The 18,704-nt window shown below is 61.1% G+C and carries 19 protein-coding genes and 1 tRNA gene; 11 read left to right on the top strand and 9 right to left on the bottom strand.

Features of this window, described 5'->3' with window-relative positions; genetic code table 11:
- Positions 1-170 precede the first annotated feature (170 nt).
- The 7 genes from N434_RS15385 to cydX all read left to right on the top strand — a co-directional run bounded on the left by N434_RS15385 (position 171) and on the right by cydX (position 8,579).
- A complete protein-coding gene (locus tag N434_RS15385) occupies positions 171-1,202 on the top strand; it encodes an L-idonate 5-dehydrogenase (protein ID WP_110759084.1) in 1,032 nt (343 codons plus the stop codon).
- Between the two features lie 286 nt (positions 1,203-1,488).
- Complete coding sequence (locus N434_RS15390; RefSeq protein WP_065116406.1) at positions 1,489-2,067, top strand: GbsR/MarR family transcriptional regulator; 579 nt, start codon at positions 1,489-1,491, stop codon at positions 2,065-2,067.
- A 17-nt stretch (positions 2,068-2,084) separates the two neighbouring features.
- Positions 2,085-3,875: a thiol reductant ABC exporter subunit CydD gene (gene cydD, locus N434_RS15395; RefSeq protein ID WP_110759086.1), complete on the top strand. Its 1,791-nt coding sequence runs from the start codon at positions 2,085-2,087 to the stop codon at positions 3,873-3,875.
- On the top strand, positions 3,872-5,563 hold the full coding sequence (cydC, locus tag N434_RS15400) for a thiol reductant ABC exporter subunit CydC (protein ID WP_110759087.1): 1,692 nt from the start codon (positions 3,872-3,874) through the stop codon (positions 5,561-5,563). The genes cydD and cydC overlap by 4 nt, the downstream gene beginning before the upstream one ends.
- A 68-nt stretch (positions 5,564-5,631) precedes the next feature.
- On the top strand, positions 5,632-7,209 hold the full coding sequence (locus N434_RS15405) for a cytochrome ubiquinol oxidase subunit I (RefSeq protein WP_065116333.1): 1,578 nt from the start codon (positions 5,632-5,634) through the stop codon (positions 7,207-7,209).
- Positions 7,210-7,215: 6 nt separating this feature from the next.
- The gene (gene cydB / locus N434_RS15410) at positions 7,216-8,373 is read left to right on the top strand and encodes a cytochrome d ubiquinol oxidase subunit II (RefSeq protein ID WP_065116334.1); all 1,158 of its coding nucleotides are present in this window, start codon (positions 7,216-7,218) and stop codon (positions 8,371-8,373) included.
- A gap of 83 nt (positions 8,374-8,456) precedes the next feature.
- Positions 8,457-8,579 carry a cytochrome bd-I oxidase subunit CydX gene (gene cydX, locus N434_RS15415; protein ID WP_035223662.1) on the top strand — a complete coding sequence of 41 codons (123 nt, stop codon included), beginning with the start codon at positions 8,457-8,459 and terminating at the stop codon, positions 8,577-8,579.
- Positions 8,580-8,655: 76 nt separating this feature from the next.
- Here cydX and N434_RS15420 read toward each other — a convergent pair whose 3' ends face one another.
- The 7 genes from N434_RS15420 to N434_RS15450 all read right to left on the bottom strand — a co-directional run bounded on the left by N434_RS15420 (position 8,656) and on the right by N434_RS15450 (position 14,066).
- Positions 8,656-8,844 (bottom strand): hypothetical protein, encoded by a 189-nt coding sequence (locus tag N434_RS15420; RefSeq protein ID WP_110759089.1) that lies wholly within the window; start codon positions 8,842-8,844, stop codon positions 8,656-8,658.
- Positions 8,845-8,866: 22 nt separating this feature from the next.
- A complete protein-coding gene (locus N434_RS15425) occupies positions 8,867-9,286 on the bottom strand; it encodes a DUF3597 domain-containing protein (protein ID WP_065116336.1) in 420 nt (139 codons plus the stop codon).
- A gap of 12 nt (positions 9,287-9,298) precedes the next feature.
- Entirely contained in the window at positions 9,299-9,550 is a 252-nt protein-coding gene (locus N434_RS15430; protein WP_065116337.1) for a GlsB/YeaQ/YmgE family stress response membrane protein, read from the bottom strand.
- Positions 9,551-9,698: 148 nt separating this feature from the next.
- Positions 9,699-10,556, bottom strand: a complete 858-nt coding sequence (gene nadC, locus N434_RS15435; protein WP_110759091.1) for a carboxylating nicotinate-nucleotide diphosphorylase — start codon at positions 10,554-10,556, stop codon at positions 9,699-9,701.
- Position 10,557: 1 nt separating this feature from the next.
- Entirely contained in the window at positions 10,558-12,126 is a 1,569-nt protein-coding gene (locus N434_RS15440) for an L-aspartate oxidase (protein ID WP_110759093.1), read from the bottom strand.
- Positions 12,123-13,094 carry a quinolinate synthase NadA gene (gene nadA, locus N434_RS15445; protein ID WP_181423993.1) on the bottom strand — a complete coding sequence of 324 codons (972 nt, stop codon included), beginning with the start codon at positions 13,092-13,094 and terminating at the stop codon, positions 12,123-12,125. Before nadA ends, N434_RS15440 begins: the two co-directional genes overlap by 4 nt.
- 69 nt (positions 13,095-13,163) lie before the next feature.
- A complete protein-coding gene (locus N434_RS15450; RefSeq protein ID WP_110759097.1) occupies positions 13,164-14,066 on the bottom strand; it encodes an NUDIX hydrolase in 903 nt (300 codons plus the stop codon).
- 207 nt (positions 14,067-14,273) lie between these two features.
- On the opposite strand from N434_RS15450, the gene N434_RS15455 reads away from it, so the two are divergent.
- Together N434_RS15455 and N434_RS15460 are read left to right on the top strand one after the other, a co-directional pair.
- On the top strand, positions 14,274-14,648 hold the full coding sequence (locus tag N434_RS15455; protein ID WP_065116342.1) for a PAS domain-containing protein: 375 nt from the start codon (positions 14,274-14,276) through the stop codon (positions 14,646-14,648).
- A gap of 64 nt (positions 14,649-14,712) precedes the next feature.
- On the top strand, positions 14,713-15,240 hold the full coding sequence (locus N434_RS15460; protein ID WP_110759099.1) for a thermonuclease family protein: 528 nt from the start codon (positions 14,713-14,715) through the stop codon (positions 15,238-15,240).
- A gap of 50 nt (positions 15,241-15,290) precedes the next feature.
- On the opposite strand, the gene N434_RS15465 is transcribed toward N434_RS15460, so the two are convergent.
- Together N434_RS15465 and N434_RS15470 are read right to left on the bottom strand one after the other, a co-directional pair.
- A tRNA-Ala gene (locus N434_RS15465) sits at positions 15,291-15,366 on the bottom strand.
- Between the two features lie 152 nt (positions 15,367-15,518).
- Complete coding sequence (locus tag N434_RS15470) at positions 15,519-15,905, bottom strand: TIGR02300 family protein (RefSeq protein ID WP_065116344.1); 387 nt, start codon at positions 15,903-15,905, stop codon at positions 15,519-15,521.
- A 228-nt stretch (positions 15,906-16,133) separates the two neighbouring features.
- Here N434_RS15470 and cmk point away from each other — a divergent pair, with 228 nt between their 5' ends.
- Both cmk and rpsA read left to right on the top strand, forming a co-directional pair.
- On the top strand, positions 16,134-16,766 hold the full coding sequence (gene cmk / locus N434_RS15475; RefSeq protein WP_110759101.1) for a (d)CMP kinase: 633 nt from the start codon (positions 16,134-16,136) through the stop codon (positions 16,764-16,766).
- A gap of 171 nt (positions 16,767-16,937) precedes the next feature.
- A complete protein-coding gene (gene rpsA, locus N434_RS15480) occupies positions 16,938-18,638 on the top strand; it encodes a 30S ribosomal protein S1 (RefSeq protein WP_003522474.1) in 1,701 nt (566 codons plus the stop codon).
- Positions 18,639-18,704 lie beyond the last annotated feature (66 nt).

Here is an 18,704-nt window from a genome sequence, read left to right on the forward strand (position 1 = left end):
ATAACATTCATCCCTTTCAGACGTGGATGTCAAGGCTTAAACGCCCGGTTTCGGTACGGACCCGGCGCGGGAGGAGGCCGCAGGGCGGGGAAATGTGCGCCGTGCGGTCACGATCTGGATGCGGAAATTTGGGCGCGCCGCAGTGGCGCGCGGTTGAACGGGAGTTGTTTATGAGAGCGATTGTCGCCCATGGGGCAAAGGATGTGCGCATCGAGGAGCGGCCGGAGGAAGCGCCGGGACCGGGAGAAGTGCGGCTTCGTCTGGTCCGCGGCGGGATTTGCGGCAGCGATCTCCACTATTACAACCATGGCGGTTTCGGTGCCGTGCGGCTTCGTGAACCCATGGTGCTTGGTCATGAGGTCTCCGCCATCGTCGAAGAGCTGGGCGAAGGCGTGGAAGGGCTGAAGGTCGGCGGTCTGGTGGCGGTGTCGCCGTCGCGTCCTTGCCGGACCTGCCGCTTCTGCCAGGAAGGCCTGCACAACCAGTGCCTCAACATGCGCTTTTATGGCAGCGCCATGCCTTTCCCGCATATTCAGGGTGCTTTCCGTGAGGTTCTGGTGGCGGATGCGTTGCAATGCGTGCCGGCCGACGGTCTGAGCGCCGGTGAGGCGGCCATGGCGGAACCGCTGGCGGTGACGCTGCATGCCACCCGCCGCGCCGGAGATCTGCTGGGAAAGCGCGTGCTCGTCACCGGCTGCGGCCCCATCGGTATCCTGTCCATTCTCGCCGCCCGCCGGGCGGGTGCGGCTGAAATCGTCGCGACCGATCTGTCGGATTTCACGCTTGCCAAGGCGCGCGAAGCGGGTGCGGATCGTGTCATCAACAGCAAGGATGAGCCCGATGCGCTTGCCGCCTATGGTGCGAACAAGGGTACTTTCGACGTTCTCTACGAATGCTCGGGTGCCGCCGTGGCGCTCGCCGGCGGCATTGCCGCGCTGCGGCCGCGCGGCATCATCGTCCAGCTTGGATTGGGTGGCGACATGAGCCTGCCGATGATGGCGATCACCGCCAAGGAACTCGATCTGCGCGGCTCCTTCCGCTTCCACGAGGAATTCGCCACCGGTGTCGAGTTGATGCGCAAGGGCCTGATCGACGTCAAGCCCTTCATCACCCAGACCGTCGATCTCGACGATGCCATTTCGGCCTTCGAATTCGCTTCTGATCGAAGCCGCGCCATGAAGGTCCAGATCGCTTTTTCTTGAGCGCCTTCCCGTATTTGTGTGCGGTCCTTTGACCGGCGGCGGATGGTTCCGCCGCCGGTTTTTATCGCGGGATTTCAGTCTCGGCCGATAGCTGCCGATGTTATCGGTATCATCAATTTGGTTGCGAGAGGTTTGCTCCTGCTCCCCGGCGAGCCGGTCCCGATCCGCCGACGTCTTCCCCGAACGGACTGCACATTTTGACGCAGGTCAAAAAGGTGATTTGCCGCTTTTCGTTTTTTGCGTTATCGAAATTTCAGAAATTACTGAAAATTCAGGAAGCAAAGAAATGCCGACCACGCTCTCCCCGCTCGTTCAGTCCTTCGTGCTGCATTTTGGCGAGATGGGCAGCCGCTGGGGAATCAACCGCACTGTCGGCCAAGTCTATGCTTTGCTTTATATTTCGCCGCAGCCGCTCTGCGCGGACGATATTGTGGAAGCGCTCGGCATTTCCCGTTCCAACGTGTCGATGAGCCTGAAGGAGCTTCAGGCGTGGAACCTTGCAATTCTCAAGCATTTCCCCGGCGACAGGCGCGATTTCTTCACGACACCGGAAGATGTCTGGCAAATTCTCCGCACGCTTGCCGAAGAGCGCAAGAAGCGTGAGATCGATCCGACGCTCAGCGTGCTGCGTGAAATTCTGATGGAGACACCGGAAAACGAGGGCGAGCGGCACGCGCAAAAGCGCATCGACGAGATGAAGACGCTGATCGAGCAGCTCACCGGCTGGTATGATGATGTGAAGCGGCTGGAGACGGAAAGGCTGGCGTCGCTTCTGGCGCTCGGCTCGAAGGTTACGAAGCTTCTGGAGGCCAAGGACAAGATCGTCTCTCTCGCCAGACCCCGCGGCGCGAAGAAGGACGGGTGAGGAGACCGGCCATGAACATGTCCGCACAGATCCGCCAGTCGGCCGATAGCAATGGTGCAGGCTGTCCCGCGCCCGCCGCGATTTCGCCCGATACGGCGCGGCGACGCTTCTTCGGCAGCGCCAACCGCAGGAGCGTGCGTGACAAGGGCGCCGTGAAAACGACACGAGCGCCAATGGTGGGACGGTCCGTGGCCCTGCTGCATGTTCTGGCGGGCCTGCTCTGGCTGCCGCAGGCGGGCCTGCTTGCCTTTTCAGTCGGAAAAATCGCTGATGGCCAGCCGATGATGGCGATCGTCCCGGCCGCCGTTGCGGTTCTCATCCTTGGTCTCATCAAGGCTTTCCTCGAAAAGATGGCGGCGCGGCTGTCATTCAGGGCTGCACGCGCCGCCCTTTCGCAGCGGCGGCTGGACGTGTTGCAGGCCGTGGCGAAGGTTTCCCCGCTTGATCTCTCCCGAACCGCGTCCGGCGAGGCCGCAGGCGTCGTGGCCGAGACGGCGGAAGCGCTGGTGCCCTATCTTTCCCGTTTCCAGCCGGCACGCATGAAGGCCACCATCATTCCCCTGGTTTTCGTGCTGGTGATCCTGCCGTTTACATGGATTGCGGCGCTGGTGCTCCTGCTCGCCATGCCCACCATCCCGCTCTTCATGGCGCTGATCGGCTGGCAGGCCAAGGCGGCCAGCGAGAAGCAGCTGGCCGAGACGGGCAATATGAACGCTTTCCTGCTGGATCGTCTGCGCGGACTGGAAACGATCCGCGCGCTGGAGGCCGTCGATCTGACCGCCGGGCGTCTCAGCGCCGATGCGCAGAACCTTAAGAAGCGAACCATGGCGGTGCTGCGGATCGCCTTTCTCTCCTCGGCGGTGCTGGAGCTTTTCGCCGCGCTCGGCGTTGCCATGACGGCGGTCTATATCGGCTTCCACCTTCTCGGTTTTCTTGACTTCGGTGCCTGGGGCCAAAAGCTCACTCTCGCGGAGGGTCTGTTCATCCTGCTTCTCGCGCCGGCTTTTTTCGAGCCGCTGCGGGAACTATCCGCAGTTTGGCATGACCGGGCGGCCGGTGAGGCGGCGCTCGGTGCGCTCGACAAATTGGCGCAGGCTGGCGCGGCCATTGTGGGCAAGGGCGAGGATGTGATGCCGGCTGGGTTGCCCGGTCCCGCGACGGTAGAGATGAGCGATCTGTCCTTCGCTTATCCCGGCGCGTTGCCCGTGTTGCGAAATTTCGACCTCGACATTCGGGCGGGCGAGACGGTTGCCCTTCTGGGGCCGTCGGGCTGCGGCAAATCCACCGTGCTGTCGCTGATTGCCGGTCTGGCTCCGGCAAGAAGCGGCACGATAAAAATCGGTGGAATTGCCCTCGATAACGAAACGGCGGACAGGCTGCGCAAATCGATCGGCTGGATCGGCCAGAAGCCGTTCTTTTTTGCCGGTTCGCTTGCGGCGAATGTCCGTTTCGGCCGCACGGGCATCAAGCGGGATATGGTCGGGACGGCGCTTGAACAGACCGGGCTCGACAGATTGTCCTCCGCCCGGCAGCACCTCATCGTCGGCGATGGCGGTCATGGCATTTCCGGCGGCGAGGCGGTGCGGCTGGCCATTGCGCGCGCCGTCGCCGATCCCGCGGCATGCCTCATTCTGGCTGACGAGCCGACAGCGCATCTCGACCGGGAAACCGCCGCGCTCATTACGGAAAACCTGCTGCAACTCGCAAAGGGCAGAACCTTGATCGTCGCAACCCATGATCCCGTGCTGGCCGCGCGCATGGACAGGATCGTGGATATGACGGCGATCCATTCGGGAGACCGGTCATGATTGCACGTTTTGCCATATTGAAACCTGTCATTGCCCTCTTCTGGTCGGCCCGTCGCGGCATGTTGCTTGCCGGTGCGGTTCTGGCCGCCACCACGGTGCTGGCCGGCATCGGCCTTCTCGGGGTGTCCGGCTGGTTCATCACCGCCACCGCAATCGCCGGCCTGCTTCCGGCGACGGCCTATGCCTTCGATGTTTTTGCGCCCTCAGCGGCCATTCGCCTCCTCGCTCTGTCGCGTACCGCCGCCCGCTATGGCGAGCGTATGACCACCCATGAAGCCACGCTTTCCGTGCTTGCGGCGCTGCGTGAAAAGCTGTTTCGCGGTTTTGCCGCGCCACAGGCGGCGAAAAACCTGCAGGCACGGCCTGCCCGCCTGCTGAACCGGCTGACCGCGGATATCGACGCGCTGGATTCGCTTTATCTACGTGTGCTGGTGCCCGCCGCCGTTGCGGTCCTTGCGGCTGTTGCAACGGGCATCGGCCTTGCTTTCCTTGATCCGCTCGCGGGCATTCTGGCGGCGCTTTTTCTCGTTGCGGCAGGGCTTTGCATTCCCGTGCGTTCCGCATTGAAGGCGGAAAAATTCTCGCGCCGCCGGGCCGTCGGGCTTGAAGCGCTGCGCGCACGCACGGCGGATCTCGTCAACGGGCAGGCGGAATTGCTGACCACCGCCCGTCTGTCCGCCCAGGTTTCGGCGGTGAAACAGGCCGATGATTATCTGCTTTCCTGCGACGAAGCCTTGAACCGCATTGAAACGAATGCCGGTTTTTCCTTCGGGCTTGCAACGGCGGTGCTTCTGAGTGCGGCCCTGCTCGGCATGGCCTGGCTTGCGGAGCAGGGAACGGTGAGCGCGCCGGCCGCCGCGCTCGGCCTGCTCGTCTGTTTTGCCGCGCTGGAGCCTTTCACGGCATTGCGGCGTGGCGCCATGGAACTCGGCCGTACCCTGTTTTCCGCAAGGCGCATCGCGCCACGCCTTTCGGCGCCGGCCCAGACCTACTGTCCGGCTTTGCCCCGCCGTGGCATGGCTGCGGAACTCGAAGGCGTGCGTCTGGAGCGGGACGGTAACGACCAGCCGGTCCTGACGAATATCAATCTTGCGGTTGCAGCAGGAGAGAGGGTCGCGATCATCGGCCCGAGCGGTGCCGGCAAGACCAGCCTCATCCAGCTTCTGGCGGGTGAATTGCGGCCGGCCGCCGGCACGGTCAGTGCCCTTCCGTCCTTACCCATGACGCAGCGCAGCCAGCTTTTCCGCGATAGCATTGCCGATAATCTGAGGCTGGCGAAACCCGCCGCCACCGAGCGTGAATTGTGGGGCGCCCTTGAAGCCGCGGGTCTTGCCGAACACGTCAGGAGCCTGCCGGCAGGGCTGGAAACGAGGCTTGGCGAAGCCGGGCAGGGCCTCTCCGGCGGCCAGTCGCGCCGGCTGGCGCTTGCCCGTTTTCTGCTCATCGACAAACCGCTCTGGCTTCTCGACGAGGTAACGGAAGGACTGGACGGCGAGACGGCGCGCGACGTGCTCTTCCGGCTGTTTGCCAGGGCCGAGGGCAAGACTGTCGTGATGATCACCCATAATCGCCGTGAGGCGGAATTTGCTGATCGCATCATCATGCTGAAAGACGGGCGCCAATTTGATGAATGTCAAAGCGGGACACCGGAATACGACGTATTGCTGCAAACATTACGCCGGGACTGAGTATTTTTTGAGAGCCGGTTTCGCGCCGAAAACGGGCGGCCGGCCTTCCGGAAAAGGTGGATAAGACGATGGAACTCGACATAGTGGCGCTGTCGCGCCTGCAATTTGCAGTGACGGCTTTATATCACTTCCTGTTCGTTCCCCTGACGATCGGGCTGTCGGTGGTGATCGCCATCATGGAAACGGTCTATGTCATGACCGGCCGGGCGATCTGGCGGCAGATGACGAAATTCTGGGGCACGTTGTTCGGCATCAACTTCGTGCTGGGGGTCTCCACCGGCATCGTCATGGAATTCCAGTTCGGCATGAACTGGAGTTACTACAGCCATTATGTCGGCGATATTTTCGGCGCGCCGCTGGCGATCGAGGGCATGATGGCCTTCTTCCTGGAGGCCACCTTCGTCGGTCTGTTCTTTTTCGGCTGGGACAAGCTGTCGAAACTGGGCCATCTCGTCGCGACTTGGTGCGTGGCGCTCGGCTCGAATTTCTCGGCGCTGTGGATATTGATCGCCAATGGCTGGATGCAGAACCCGACGGGATCGGCTTTCAATCCCCAGACCATGCGCATGGAAGTGACGGATTTCGCAGCGGTCCTGTTCAATCCGGTCGCGCAGGCGAAATTCGTTCATACGGTTTCCGCGGGTTATGTCACGGCCTCCATCTTCGTGCTGGGCGTTTCCGCCTGGTATGTGCTGAAAGGCCGCCACGTCGATCTCGCCAAGCGGTCGATGACGGTCGCCGCCTCCTTCGGTCTGGCGTCCGCCCTGTCCGTCGTCGTGCTGGGTGACGAAAGCGGTTATCTTTCCACCGAACACCAGAAGATGAAGCTCGCCTCCATCGAGGCCATGTGGGAAACGGAGCCGGCGCCGGCACCTTTCACGGCAATAGGTTTTCCCGATCAGGAAGCGCGCGAGACGCATTTTGCGGTCAAGATTCCGTGGGTGATGGGCCTTATCGGCACCCGCTCGCTCGATACGGAAATTCCCGGTATCAACGATCTCGTGGAACAGGCCAAGACCCGTATCCGCGATGGCATCAAGGCCTATGATGCGCTGATGCAGATACGCGCCACCGGCAAAGGCGCCGAGTTGCCCGAGGAAGTGCGCGGCACTTTTGCCGAACTCGGCCATGAACTTGGTTATGCCCTGCTGCTGAAGCGTTACGTTGACGATCCGCGTCAGGCGAACGAAGAGCAGATCGCCAAGGCGGCGGCGGATACCATTCCGCATGTGCCGACGCTGTTCTGGGCGTTCCGCATCATGGTCGGCCTCGGCATGTTCTTCATCCTCTTGACGGCAACCTTCTTTTATCTCTCGGCCCGCCGCCGGCTGGATCATTATCCGTTGCTGCTGAAAGTGGCGGTCTTCGCCATCCCGCTGCCGTGGATCGCGGCGGAAATGGGCTGGGTGGTGGCCGAATTCGGCCGCCAGCCATGGATCATCGAGGGCGTGCTGCCCACGGCCGCCGCCGTCTCCAGCCTCAGCGCCTCGACGGTCCTGATTACGCTTCTGTGTTTCATCGCCATCTACACGGTGCTGTTCATCGTCGAAATGGGGCTGATGCTGAAGGCGATCCGCAAGGGGCCTGACCCGGACCATGAGCCGGAAGCGCCCCTCGTTCCTGAAAAACTCGTCGCTGCGGAGTAAATCATCATGATCCTGCACCAACTCATCGACTATGAAATCCTCCGCATCATCTGGTGGCTGCTGCTTGGCGTTCTGCTCATCGGTTTTGCCATTACCGGCGGTTTCGATCTCGGCACGGGCGCGCTGCTGCCTTTCGTGGCAAAGACCGACATAGAGCGGCGTGTCGTCATCAATGCGGTCGGCCCGGTCTGGGAGGGCAACCAGGTCTGGCTCATCCTTGGTGCCGGCGCGATCTTTGCCGCCTGGCCGCCGCTCTATGCCGTGTCGTTTTCAGGATTCTACCTGGCGATGGCGGCGATCATGTTCGCGCTGATCCTGCGGCCGGTCGGTTTCAAATACCGTTCCAAGCGTGAAAGTGCGGCATGGCGCAGCGGCTGGGACTGGGCCCTGTTCGTTGGCGGCTTCGTGCCGGCGCTGATTTTCGGCGTGGCGATCGGCAATGTGCTGCAGGGCGTCCCCTTCTACTTCAACGACGACCTCAGGATTTTCTATGACGGCACGACGCTGTTCGAGCTTCTCAATCCCTATGCCCTTCTGTGTGGCCTCGTTTCCGTTGCCATGCTGGTGATGCACGGTGCGGCCTGGCTGGTGCTCAAAACCGAAGGCCCCGTGGCCGCCCGCGCCCGCAACTTCGGCAGCATCGCGGCACTTGCCACCACCCTTCTCTTCGCGCTGGGCGGCATCCTGCTGTGGCTCGGTGTCGATGGTTATCGTTTCACCTCGGAAATCGTAACCGACGGGCCGTCCAATCCCTTGTCGAAAACGGTCGAAGTCGCAACCGGCGTCTGGTTCTCGAATTATGCCGCGCATCCGTGGATGATGCTGGCGCCGGCGCTTGGTCTTGCCTTCCCGCTCGTCGCCCTCCTGTTGTTCAGGGCTCGCCGGGAGGTGCTGGCGCTGCTGTCCAGCTCGCTCGCCATTTTCGGCATCATCGCCACCGTCGGGCTTTCGATGTTTCCCTTCATCCTGCCGTCCTCGGTCGATCCGAAGTCGAGCCTGACGGTGTGGGATGCCTCGTCCAGCCATATGACGCTGTTCATCATGTTGGTTGTCGCCCTCATCTTCGTCCCCATCATTGTTGCCTATACCTCGTGGGTCTATCGCGTGCTGTGGGGCAAGGTGGATGAAAAGGCGATCCGCGACGACAGCGGTCATGCATACTGAAGCAACTGCAAAAAAAAGCAGGACGCGGTTTTTCGTCCGCAACTGCGTCCGAAAAAACAGGACATCGATAGAAGGAGATCGACATGTGGTATTTCGCCTGGCTGCTCGGCCTGCCTCTCGCCGCCATCTTTGCCGTCATGAACGCCATGTGGTATGAGCTGATGGAGGAAAATGCCAGAAAGGCCGAAGCAAAGCTGGAAAAATAGGGCTTCAGACAATCAAGGGGCGGCGTCTGAACCAGACGCCGCCCCTTGATAAAGTTACCGCGCTTACGAGGGCGGTTCAGTGGATCGCGATGCCGCGCCTGTCCGCTTCTTCCTTGATGATGTCTTCGACGACGGCTCTCTTGAGATTTGGATTTCCCAGAAGATAGTCGTCGGCAATCTCGAAAATCGACTTCGGATTCTCGGTACCCTGCAGGGTGTCGAGATCCTGTCCGATCTGTTCTCTCAAGCTCGAATAGTCGTCCATTGCGGCTCTCCCGGTCCGATGGTCAATGCAGCAGTTCGGCTGGAACCTTGCCGCCATTTTCCGACAGCTTCTTGATGACGGCCTTGTGCAGCCAGATGTTCATGGTCGCCGAATCCGAGGTGTCGCCGGTATAGCCGAGCTCGCCCGCCAGTTCCTTTCTGGCATTGAGGCTGCTGTCGAGATCGAGCGCTTTCAGAAGGTCGACGATCGAATGTTTCCAGTCGAGCTTCTGGCCGTTCTTTTTGACAGCCGCATCCAGAATGGAGGCGACATCGACGCTGCCGGCGGATGGTGCGGCGCCGGCTGTCGGAGCAGGTGCCGCGGGTTCGGCCGGTGCGGCCGGGCTTGCGGTGGTCGTCGGTGTCCCGGCCGGAGCAGAAGTCTGCGGAGCGGCCTCGGCCTTGCCGAAAATCGCGTTTTTGATCTTGTCGAAAAAGCTCATTGTGTCCTCTCCTTATCGGCGAAATGCACGCCCTACGGCGATGAGAATGCAGGCGCCGATGAAACCGGCGATGAGATAGCCAATCCAGCCTCCGAGCGAGATGCCCACGAGCCCCAGAAGGAAATTGGCGACGATGGCGCCGACTATACCGAGGATGATGTTCATGAAAACACCCATATTGCTTTTCATGAACTGTTCGGCGAGCCAACCGGCTACGCCGCCGATGATGATTGCTGCAATCCAGCCAACTTGTGCGTCTTCCATAACAGGCCTTTCCTTTGTGAGAGAGGTCAAAGGCATATGGACAGGCTTTTGCGCGCACTGATCCCCCCGCCTTGAATAGACCCCAGGCGGGTTGATAACGAAGATGCGGGCGATTGGTTCCGTGCGGGTGGGCCGGGCCTTCTATTCTTTAGCGCTGACTTTGAAAATCCAGTCCGATATCCAGAACCGGCGCGCTGTGGGTCAGCCAGCCGACGGAGATGAGATCGACACCGCTTGCGGCGATGGCCGCCGCCGTCTGCGGATTGATGCGGCCGGAAGCTTCGGTGATGGCACGGCCCGCAACGATTCCTACCGCCTCGCGCAACTGTTCCGGTGTCATGTTGTCGAGAAGAACCGCGTCCACACCTTCGTCCATGGCCTCGCGCAATTGAGTGAGCGTATCGACCTCCACCTCGATCTTGACGAGATGGCCCACGCCCTGCCTTGCGCGGCGGATGGCCTCACGCACGCCGCCGGCCACGGCTATATGGTTGTCCTTGATGAGAACCGCATCGTAAAGCGCGAAACGATGGTTCATGCCGCCGCCGGCGCGCACGGCATATTTTTCCAGTGCCCTGAGGCCGGGTGTCGTTTTACGGGTGCAGGCGACCGAGGTTTCGGTACCGGCGATGGCTGCAACGATTCTGGCGGTGACGGAGGCGATGCCCGACAGGTGGCCGAGGAAATTCAGCGCCGTTCGCTCCCCTGTCAGAAGCCCGCGCGAGGGGCCTTCGATCGTTGCGATGATATCGCCGGGCGCCACGGCGGCGCCATCCTGCACATGCCGTTTCATGACGATTGCCGGGTCCACCAGCCGGAAGGCAAGTTCCGCGGCATCGAGACCGGCGATGATACCCGGTTCCCGCGCCGCCATGACGACGACTGAGCGATGGTCGGCGGGGATGACGGCGGCGGAGGTGATGTCGCCCGCAAGTCCCAGATCTTCCAGAAGCGCGTTGCGCACGAGCGGTTCTATGACGAGGTGTGGCAGGGGGGCAGGGGTCATGTCAGGCGCTCCGCGCAATGCTGGAAGGGGAAAGGCTGGATGAGGACAGGTCATGGGCAATGGCGATCACTTCGGTCAGGCCCAGCCTGCGCCGTGAGGCTGCCGCGTCCTTTCCGGGAAAATCGTCGCGGAAATGCGCACCGCGTGATTCCGTGCGCAGGAATGCGAAGACCGCGATGGCGAGGCCGACAAGGGCGGGATCGGATGCCGGGCCTTCCTGTTCGGCAAATGGCAGCAGATCCCGGATCGCTTCGCTCAACCCTGCGGCATGTCTCACAATGCCGAGATGGCGGGAAACGATGGGGCGGACGATGGCAGGATCGGCGACCGCGAAACCGGGGGCTGTGCGCGACGCCGCAGCTGCCGGTCTTGTGGTGGGTGGCTGTGTGCCGGCGATATCCTGTGCGGCGCGCATGCCCAGCGCGGCCGCTTCCAGCAGGGAGTTGCTGGCAAGCCGGTTGGCACCGTGAAGACCCGTGCAGGCGGTTTCGCCGGCAACCCAAAGGCCCGGCACCGAACTTCGGCCTCTGCCATCCGTGGCGATGCCGCCCATATGGTAATGCACGGCGGGACGAACCGGCACGAGTTCCCGGGCGGGGTCTATTCCGGCCTCGCGGCAGAGCAGGTCTATCGAGGGGAAACGGCTGGAAAAGCCGGGGCCGAGCGCCTTGCGGGCATCGAGAAAGACCGCGCCGCCGCGCAGGATTTCGCGGTCGATGGCGCGGGCGACAATATCGCGCGACGCAAGCTCCGCGCCCGGGACGGCTGCCATGAAACGCTCGCCGTTTTCGTTGAGAAGCAGCGCGCCTTCGCCCCGCACCGCCTCGCTGACCAGCGCCAGCGGCCGTCTGGGCGAGGAAAGCGCCGTCGGGTGGAACTGGACGAATTCCATGTCGGCAAGGACGGCACCGGCGCGCGCGGCGAGCATGATGCCCTGTCCATAATTGCCGGATGGATTGGTCGTTGCCTCGTAAAGCCCGCCAAGACCGCCGGTGGCGAGAACCACCTGTGTGGCCGGCAGGGTGAAGCCGCCCTTGGGGCCGATGCAGGCGAGGCCGGTGATCGCGCCGTCTTCCGTCAGCAGGCGGCGTACCTCCGTGCCTTCCAGAACCGTAATGGACGGCGTGCGAAGAACGGCGGCGGCGAGAGCCCTGACGATGGCCGCGCCAGAGCCATCGCCTTCCGCATGCAGTATGCGCCGGCGGTTATGGGCCGCTTCCAGCCCGAAGACGGGCTTTCCCTCGGCATCGCGGTCGAAGCGCACGCCGGCCCGCTCCAGCGCATCGATGACGGCGGGGGCGGCGGAGATGATATCCGCAGCCATTTCCGCATCGCAGAGGCCGTCGCCCGCGGCGAGCGTATCGGCAAGATGCTGCGCAACGCTGTCGTCAGGGCCGAGACTTGCGGCAATGCCGCCCTGCGCCCAGGCGCTTGAGGTTTCACCGCCGAGCGCCCCGCGTGTCAGAAGCAGTACGGGTTGCGGCGCAAGCGTCAGCGCCGCCATCAGGCCTGCAATGCCGCTGCCGACAATGGCCGTCCAGTCCTGCGGCGGGGGAAGACGCTCGCTCATATCTGCAGCATCCTTTCCACGGCGCGGCGGGCGGCGACGGCAATGGCTGGATCCACCGTCACTTCATGGCGGTTTTCCTCCAGCGCCGCGCGGATATTGCCGAGCGTGATGCGCTTCATATGCGGGCAGAGATTGCAGGGGCGGATGAATTCGACATCCGGGTGATGCACGGCGACATTGTCGCTCATCGAGCATTCTGTCAAAAGCACCACGCGGGCAGGGCGTTTGCGGCCGACATAATCCGACATGACGGCGGTGGAGCCGGAGAAATCCGCAGCTTCCACGACATCGGGCGGACATTCGGGATGTGCGAGAACGGTGACGCCGGGATGGCTTTCGCGCAATTCGCGAATGTCGTCGGCGGTGAAAAGCTCGTGCACCTCGCAATGGCCGCGCCAGGCTATCAGCTCGACATTGGTTTCACGCGCCACGTTCTTTGCCAGATATTCGTCCGGCAGCATCAAAACGCGCGGTACGCCGAGCGATTCCACCACCTGGCGTGCATTGCCCGACGTGCAGCAGATGTCGGACGCCGCTTTTACTGCCGCAGACGTGTTCACATAGGTGACGACGGGAACGCCGGGATAGGCCTTGCGCAGAAGAGCGATGTCCTTAGGTGTGATGGAATCGGCCAGCGAGCAGCCCGCACCCATATCCGGAATGAGCACGGTCTTTTCCGGATTGAGCAGCTTTGCCGTCTCGGCCATGAAATGCACGCCGGCCAGAACGATGACATCCGCTTCCACCTCCATTGCCTTGCGGGCAAGGGCAAGACTGTCGCCGACGATATCGGCGACGCCATGGAAGATTTCCGGCGTCTGGTAATTATGGGCGAGGATGACGGCGTTGCGCCTGCGTTTGAGCTCGAGGATCGCCTCCACATCGTCCTGAAAACCCATCCACTCCGCTTTTGGAATGACGCGGCTGACCCGATCATAAAGGCTTGCTGCGGAAATCTGTTCGTTCACGGCGCTCTCCCATTTATACTCTTTTTGAGTATATCTAAGGCAAAGACATATTCTCATTGTGAGTATATGTCAATTGCGGGAGAGGGGCAGTTTCGTTCCGGAAAGGGCGCGCTCATCAAGGACGGTCTGGCGGAAGCGGAAAAGCTTCGCCGGGCGGCCGCCGGTTTCGGTCGCCATGTCGCCGGTTTCTTCCACCAGCTGCTGCTGTTCGATCAGCCGGCGGAAATTCTGCTTGTGCAGGGTCAGTCCGGCCAGCGCCTCGATGGCGCGCTGCAGCTGCAGCAGCGTGAAGGCATCCGCCATCAGTTCGAACACCACGGGGCGATATTTGATCTTGGCCCGCAGACGCGCGATGCCGGTGGCGAGGATGCGGCGGTGATCGGCGAACATCGGCCGGCCGAAATTGATCCGGTTTTCGTTCTGTGCCTCCTCGACCAGCCCGGCTTCATACAGCAGCTCATAACGCTGCAGGGTCAGCTCCTCGTTCCAGCCGCCGCCATCGAGGCCGAAGGTGAAATCGGCGCGCAGGTGGCGCTGGCTCCTGCAGGCGGGCTCGGAATCCGCCCAGGCGCGCAGCCTGTCGATGATGGTGCCGAGAACCGCCGGGCGGCCCTGCCGATGATCCTCCCAGGGGAAATATTCATACCAGCCGTGCCACAGCGCATGCGCATTGCCGGAGGATTCCTGCTCGCGGACCAGCCCGAGATAACCGATGGAGATGGTTCTGCCGCCGGGAATGTCATTGTTCCGGTCACGATCCGCGAATGTGTAGAGCTGTTCGAGATAACCGACCGGGTGATGGGTCTGTTCATGGATCCATTCCCGCAGCCCGCTTTGCAGCGTCCTGTGGCCGAATTCGAACGGGCCCGAGGGAAGCGCCGCGCCCGCCCGCACGGTCATCACCCGCGGTTCGTCTCCGGTAATGGCTGTGACGACGGCGATGAGTTCGGCATGGGCAAGCCCGATGGTCACGGCGACTCCTGTCTTCGGTGGCGATATCAACCTTCTTTGGCACAGGAAAACCGCTTCGCCAACAAGGGGCGGTGAAAGTGCTTTCAATATCTGCGTAAAATCTAAAGTAGGGCTTCGTCAGACAAAAGCATGAATTCTTGTGGTTAGTCATGCATCTTTTGTTATGTTATAAAAACGTTATAAGCACTCATATAGTGTAGAAAGCCGATGTTGGAAGATATATCTCTAGAAGAGACGCTTGTTGGTTATTATACGTGGAACATCGGGCAAAATCTGGTCTATCTGGATGCCGTGGCGTCGCGTCTGCGCGATTTTTCCTTTGAGGAGGCGTCTCGCGGCATGCCGGTGGAAGCCATTATCGCCCAGGTGGACGGTTGTTACCGGGCTCGCGTGGCAAGGGCGGTGCATAATTCGCTGACAAGCGGTGATTTTTATGATCAGGAATACCGCATCGGGCTCAAGGCCGGTGGCTTTCGCTGGCTGAGGACGACGGGAAGGGTCATCAACGATCGTGACGGCGTTCCGGTCATGGCCATGGGTACGGTGCGTGATGTCAGTGCGCGCAGGCTTCTGTTGATGTAATGCATCCCTCTCCTGCTCCGGCGCGCGGCAGGGTCCTGTTTCAGCTCTTTTATGTTTCGGTGACATGGTCCGGCAGATTGCAATTTTGCTGTTTCAGATCGTGCTGGTCACGGGGCTTGGCATTGCCGGCATACGCATCGCCTCGTTTTTCAACGGCGAGAATGCCTACGAAACCTCCGGCCTTGCGGCGAACACCGAGATGCTGTGGACGACATCCCCGGTAAGGATCGATGTCCGCCGCCAGAATTATGAACGCATCCCGACCCCGCCCGATCCCTATCCGCTCAAAATGCATGCGGATCAGCGCCTGCGCGTGATCGCCAGCAACAGCTTCACCTTCAAGGGGCAGGAATTCCGTCTCGCCGGGGTGGAAGACGTCGATCGCAACCGCGTCTGCACCGGCACCGATGGCCGCCGCTATGCCTGCGGCCTGAATGCCTTCAAGGCACTGGAGAACCGGTTGCGCGGCAAATATCTCGAATGCCGGGTGGCGGAGGAGAGTGATGGCGTTCGTGCGGTAGAGTGCCTGATCAGGGGGCAGGACGTGCGGGCGCTATTGCAGGAGACGGTTATGCCGGTAGCCGGCCGATAGGGCGTCCAGGGATGTTTGTCTGTGAATGATTGTCGTTGTCCGGGAAGATTTGGTGGAGCTAAGCGGGATCGAACCGCTGACCTCTTGCATGCCATGCAAGCGCTCTCCCAGCTGAGCTATAGCCCCATAAGGGTTCCGGCATTTCGTCCGGTTCCGGGAACCGAAGCGGTTGTTGTTCCGTTCGGTGGCGGCTTACTACTGCGGCTTTCCGACGAGTGCAAGCATAAAAAACAGCCCGGCGTCATTTTTTTGTCGCCGGGCTGAATTATTCAATAAGATCAAGCTTCTTCGTCGTCGCCCGTTACGCCGATGATGCCGGACATGTCGTCGTCGTCATCTTCGTCGTCGGCTTCAAGGAAGGTGTCGTCATCGTCGTCGATTTCAACGTCGTCGTCATCGCCCATATCCGGAATCTCGTCGCCGCTGTTGTCGCCATCGGCATCTTCCAGCGATACGAGTTCGACTTCCGTGTTTTCGGTATCGACTTCCGCCACATCCTCTTCTTCAGCCTGCTCGAGCTTTGCCTGCGCCGTGCTTTCCTCGAAGAAGGAGAGTGGCCAGGACTTGCCGGTGTAGGGAGAAACGACCGGGTCCCGGTTCAGATCGTAGAACTTCTTGCCGGTATCGGGGTCTGTGCGCTTGGTACCAAGTTCCGCTTTTGCCACTGTCTAAGCCTCAAATTGTCGAATGAGTTTCGGTGTGTACGCCGTGAAACCGGCATAGACTGTAAAATTTCTAGCCGGTCCCCTTAATCGTTGCGGTCTTTCGTGTCAAAGACAAACTTCGGCCGTTGGCCCCGGCTGCTGCGCTTATATGCCGGGCTGCTGATAAAGATTGGAAGACCCTCTCGCGCCATATTATATGAATCGACAGACACACGGACAGAAAGCTTAATGACATTCACGATCGCCATAGACGGACCTGCTGCGGCGGGTAAAGGAACCCTGTCGCGCAAGATAGCGCAGACCTACGGGTTCCACCATCTCGATACCGGCTTGACCTACAGGGCCACGGCCAAGGCCCTTCTGGATGCGGGATTGCCGCTCGATGACGAGGCTGTCGCCGAAAAGGTGGCGCTGGAGCTGAACCTTGCCGGCCTCGACCGTTCGGTGCTTGCCCGGCATGATATCGGCGAGGCCGCCTCGAGGATTGCGGTGATGACGCCGGTAAGACGCGCGCTCGTCAAGGCCCAGCAGCGTTTTGCCGCAAAGGAGCCGGGAACGGTGCTGGACGGCCGCGATATCGGAACGGTGGTCTGCCCGGATGCGCCGGTGAAGCTTTACGTCACCGCTTCGCCTGACGTGCGGGCGCGACGCCGTTATGACGAGATTCTCGCCAATGGCGGGGAAGCCGATTACGATGCCATCTTCGCCGAGGTGAAGAAGCGCGACGAGCGTGACATGGGCCGCGCCGACAGCCCGCTGAAGCCCGCGGAAGACGCGCACTTGCTAGATACGTCGGAAATGAGTATAGAGGCGGCGTTTCAGGCCGCGCGGGCGATCATCGACGCCGCCCTGGAGAAATAGGTTTTTCGCGGAACCCGTTCATCCGGTCCGCGTTTAGTCCGGAATTGCCCGAAGACATGTCCTTGCGCCGGAAAGCCTTTTTGAAAAGGCGGGCATGGGTTCGGGTATCAACAACACCAGCCCACCGGCGCTTTTGTATCCGCCCTCGTGCGGATGCAATCAGGAGATTTCATGTCAGTATCTACCCCCACGCGCGAAGATTTCGCAGCGCTTCTCGAAGAATCCTTTGCCTCTAACGATCTTGCCGAAGGCTATGTTGCCAAGGGTATCGTAACGGCAATCGAGAAGGACGTTGCCATCGTCGACGTCGGCCTCAAGGTTGAAGGCCGCGTACCGTTGAAGGAATTCGGCGCGAAGTCCAAGGACGGCACGCTGAAGGTCGGCGACGAAGTCGAAGTTTACGTCGAGCGCATCGAAAACGCTCTCGGCGAAGCCGTTCTGTCGCGCGAGAAGGCTCGCCGCGAAGAAAGCTGGGTCAAGCTCGAAGCCAAGTTCGAAGCTGGCGAGCGCGTCGAAGGCGTCATCTTCAACCAGGTCAAGGGTGGTTTCACCGTCGATCTGGACGGCGCTGTTGCCTTCCTTCCGCGTTCGCAGGTCGACATCCGTCCGATCCGCGACGTGACCCCGCTGATGCACAACCCGCAGCCCTTCGAAATCCTCAAGATGGACAAGCGTCGTGGCAACATCGTTGTTTCGCGCCGTACGGTTCTCGAAGAGTCGCGTGCCGAGCAGCGTTCTGAAATCGTTCAGAACCTCGAAGAAGGCCAGGTTGTTGACGGCGTCGTCAAGAACATCACCGATTACGGTGCGTTCGTTGACCTCGGCGGCATCGACGGCCTGCTGCACGTTACCGACATGGCATGGCGCCGCGTCAACCATCCTTCGGAAATCCTCAACATTGGCCAGCAGGTCAAGGTTCAGATCATCCGCATCAACCAGGAAACCCACCGTATCTCGCTCGGCATGAAGCAGCTCGAGTCCGATCCGTGGGATGGCATCTCCGCCAAGTACCCGGTTGGCAAGAAGATCTCCGGTACGGTCACGAACATCACCGACTACGGTGCATTCGTCGAGCTGGAGCCGGGCATCGAAGGCCTGATCCACATTTCCGAAATGTCCTGGACCAAGAAGAACGTACATCCCGGCAAGATCCTGTCCACGAGCCAGGAAGTCGACGTTGTCGTTCTCGAAGTCGATCCGTCCAAGCGCCGTATCTCGCTCGGCCTCAAGCAGACGCTGGAAAACCCGTGGCAGGCATTTGCCTACAGCCATCCGGCCGGCACTGAAGTTGAAGGCGAAGTCAAGAACAAGACCGAATTCGGTCTGTTCATCGGCCTCGAAGGCGATGTCGACGGCATGGTTCACCTGTCGGATCTCGACTGGAACCGTCCGGGCGAGCAGGTCATCGAAGAGTACAACAAGGGTGACGTCGTCAAGGCAGTCGTTCTCGACGTTGACGTCGAGAAGGAACGCATTTCGCTCGGCATCAAGCAGCTCGGCAAGGATGCTGTCGGCGAAGCCGCTTCTTCCGGCGATCTGCGCAAGAACGCAGTCGTTTCCGCTGAAGTCATCGGCGTCAACGATGGCGGCATCGAAGTGAAGCTCGTCAACCACGAAGACCTCACCTCGTTCATCCGTCGCGCTGACCTTTCCCGTGACCGCGACGAGCAGCGCCCCGAGCGCTTCTCGGTTGGCCAGGTTGTCGACGCCCGCGTCGTCAACTTCTCGAAGAAGGACCGCAAGGTCATGCTTTCGATCAAGGCTCTGGAAATCGCTGAAGAGAAGGAAGCCGTCGCACAGTTCGGTTCGTCCGACTCGGGCGCTTCGCTCGGCGACATTCTCGGCGCGGCTCTGAAGAACCGCGGCGAATAATCGCTTCGATCATTCGAAATGAAGAACCCGCCGGAATTTTCCGGCGGGTTTTTTATTTGCGTCGAT

Source organism: Rhizobium sp. UGM030330-04, from assembly GCF_003208455.1.
GTDB classification, from domain to species: domain Bacteria; phylum Pseudomonadota; class Alphaproteobacteria; order Rhizobiales; family Rhizobiaceae; genus Agrobacterium; species Agrobacterium rhizogenes_A.

Excerpts from the sequence above, each read along its gene's own strand:
- N434_RS15390 (WP_065116406.1), top strand. The coding sequence starts at position 1,489 with ATGCCGACCACGCTCTCCCCGCTCGTTCAGTCCTTCGTGCTGCATTTT.
- cmk (WP_110759101.1), top strand. The coding sequence starts at position 16,134 with ATGACATTCACGATCGCCATAGACGGACCTGCTGCGGCGGGTAAAGGA.
- nadC (WP_110759091.1), bottom strand. The coding sequence starts at position 10,556 with ATGACCCCTGCCCCCCTGCCACACCTCGTCATAGAACCGCTCGTGCGC.
- cydB (WP_065116334.1), top strand. The coding sequence starts at position 7,216 with ATGATCCTGCACCAACTCATCGACTATGAAATCCTCCGCATCATCTGG.
- N434_RS15420 (WP_110759089.1), bottom strand. The coding sequence starts at position 8,844 with ATGGACGACTATTCGAGCTTGAGAGAACAGATCGGACAGGATCTCGAC.
- cydD (WP_110759086.1), top strand. The coding sequence starts at position 2,085 with ATGTCCGCACAGATCCGCCAGTCGGCCGATAGCAATGGTGCAGGCTGT.
- N434_RS15405 (WP_065116333.1), top strand. The coding sequence starts at position 5,632 with ATGGAACTCGACATAGTGGCGCTGTCGCGCCTGCAATTTGCAGTGACG.
- cydX (WP_035223662.1), top strand. The coding sequence starts at position 8,457 with ATGTGGTATTTCGCCTGGCTGCTCGGCCTGCCTCTCGCCGCCATCTTT.
- N434_RS15385 (WP_110759084.1), top strand. The coding sequence starts at position 171 with ATGAGAGCGATTGTCGCCCATGGGGCAAAGGATGTGCGCATCGAGGAG.
- N434_RS15460 (WP_110759099.1), top strand. The coding sequence starts at position 14,713 with ATGGTCCGGCAGATTGCAATTTTGCTGTTTCAGATCGTGCTGGTCACG.
- N434_RS15430 (WP_065116337.1), bottom strand. The coding sequence starts at position 9,550 with ATGGAAGACGCACAAGTTGGCTGGATTGCAGCAATCATCATCGGCGGC.
- cydC (WP_110759087.1), top strand. The coding sequence starts at position 3,872 with ATGATTGCACGTTTTGCCATATTGAAACCTGTCATTGCCCTCTTCTGG.
- rpsA (WP_003522474.1), top strand. The coding sequence starts at position 16,938 with ATGTCAGTATCTACCCCCACGCGCGAAGATTTCGCAGCGCTTCTCGAA.
- N434_RS15440 (WP_110759093.1), bottom strand. The coding sequence starts at position 12,126 with ATGAGCGAGCGTCTTCCCCCGCCGCAGGACTGGACGGCCATTGTCGGC.
- N434_RS15455 (WP_065116342.1), top strand. The coding sequence starts at position 14,274 with ATGTTGGAAGATATATCTCTAGAAGAGACGCTTGTTGGTTATTATACG.
- N434_RS15425 (WP_065116336.1), bottom strand. The coding sequence starts at position 9,286 with ATGAGCTTTTTCGACAAGATCAAAAACGCGATTTTCGGCAAGGCCGAG.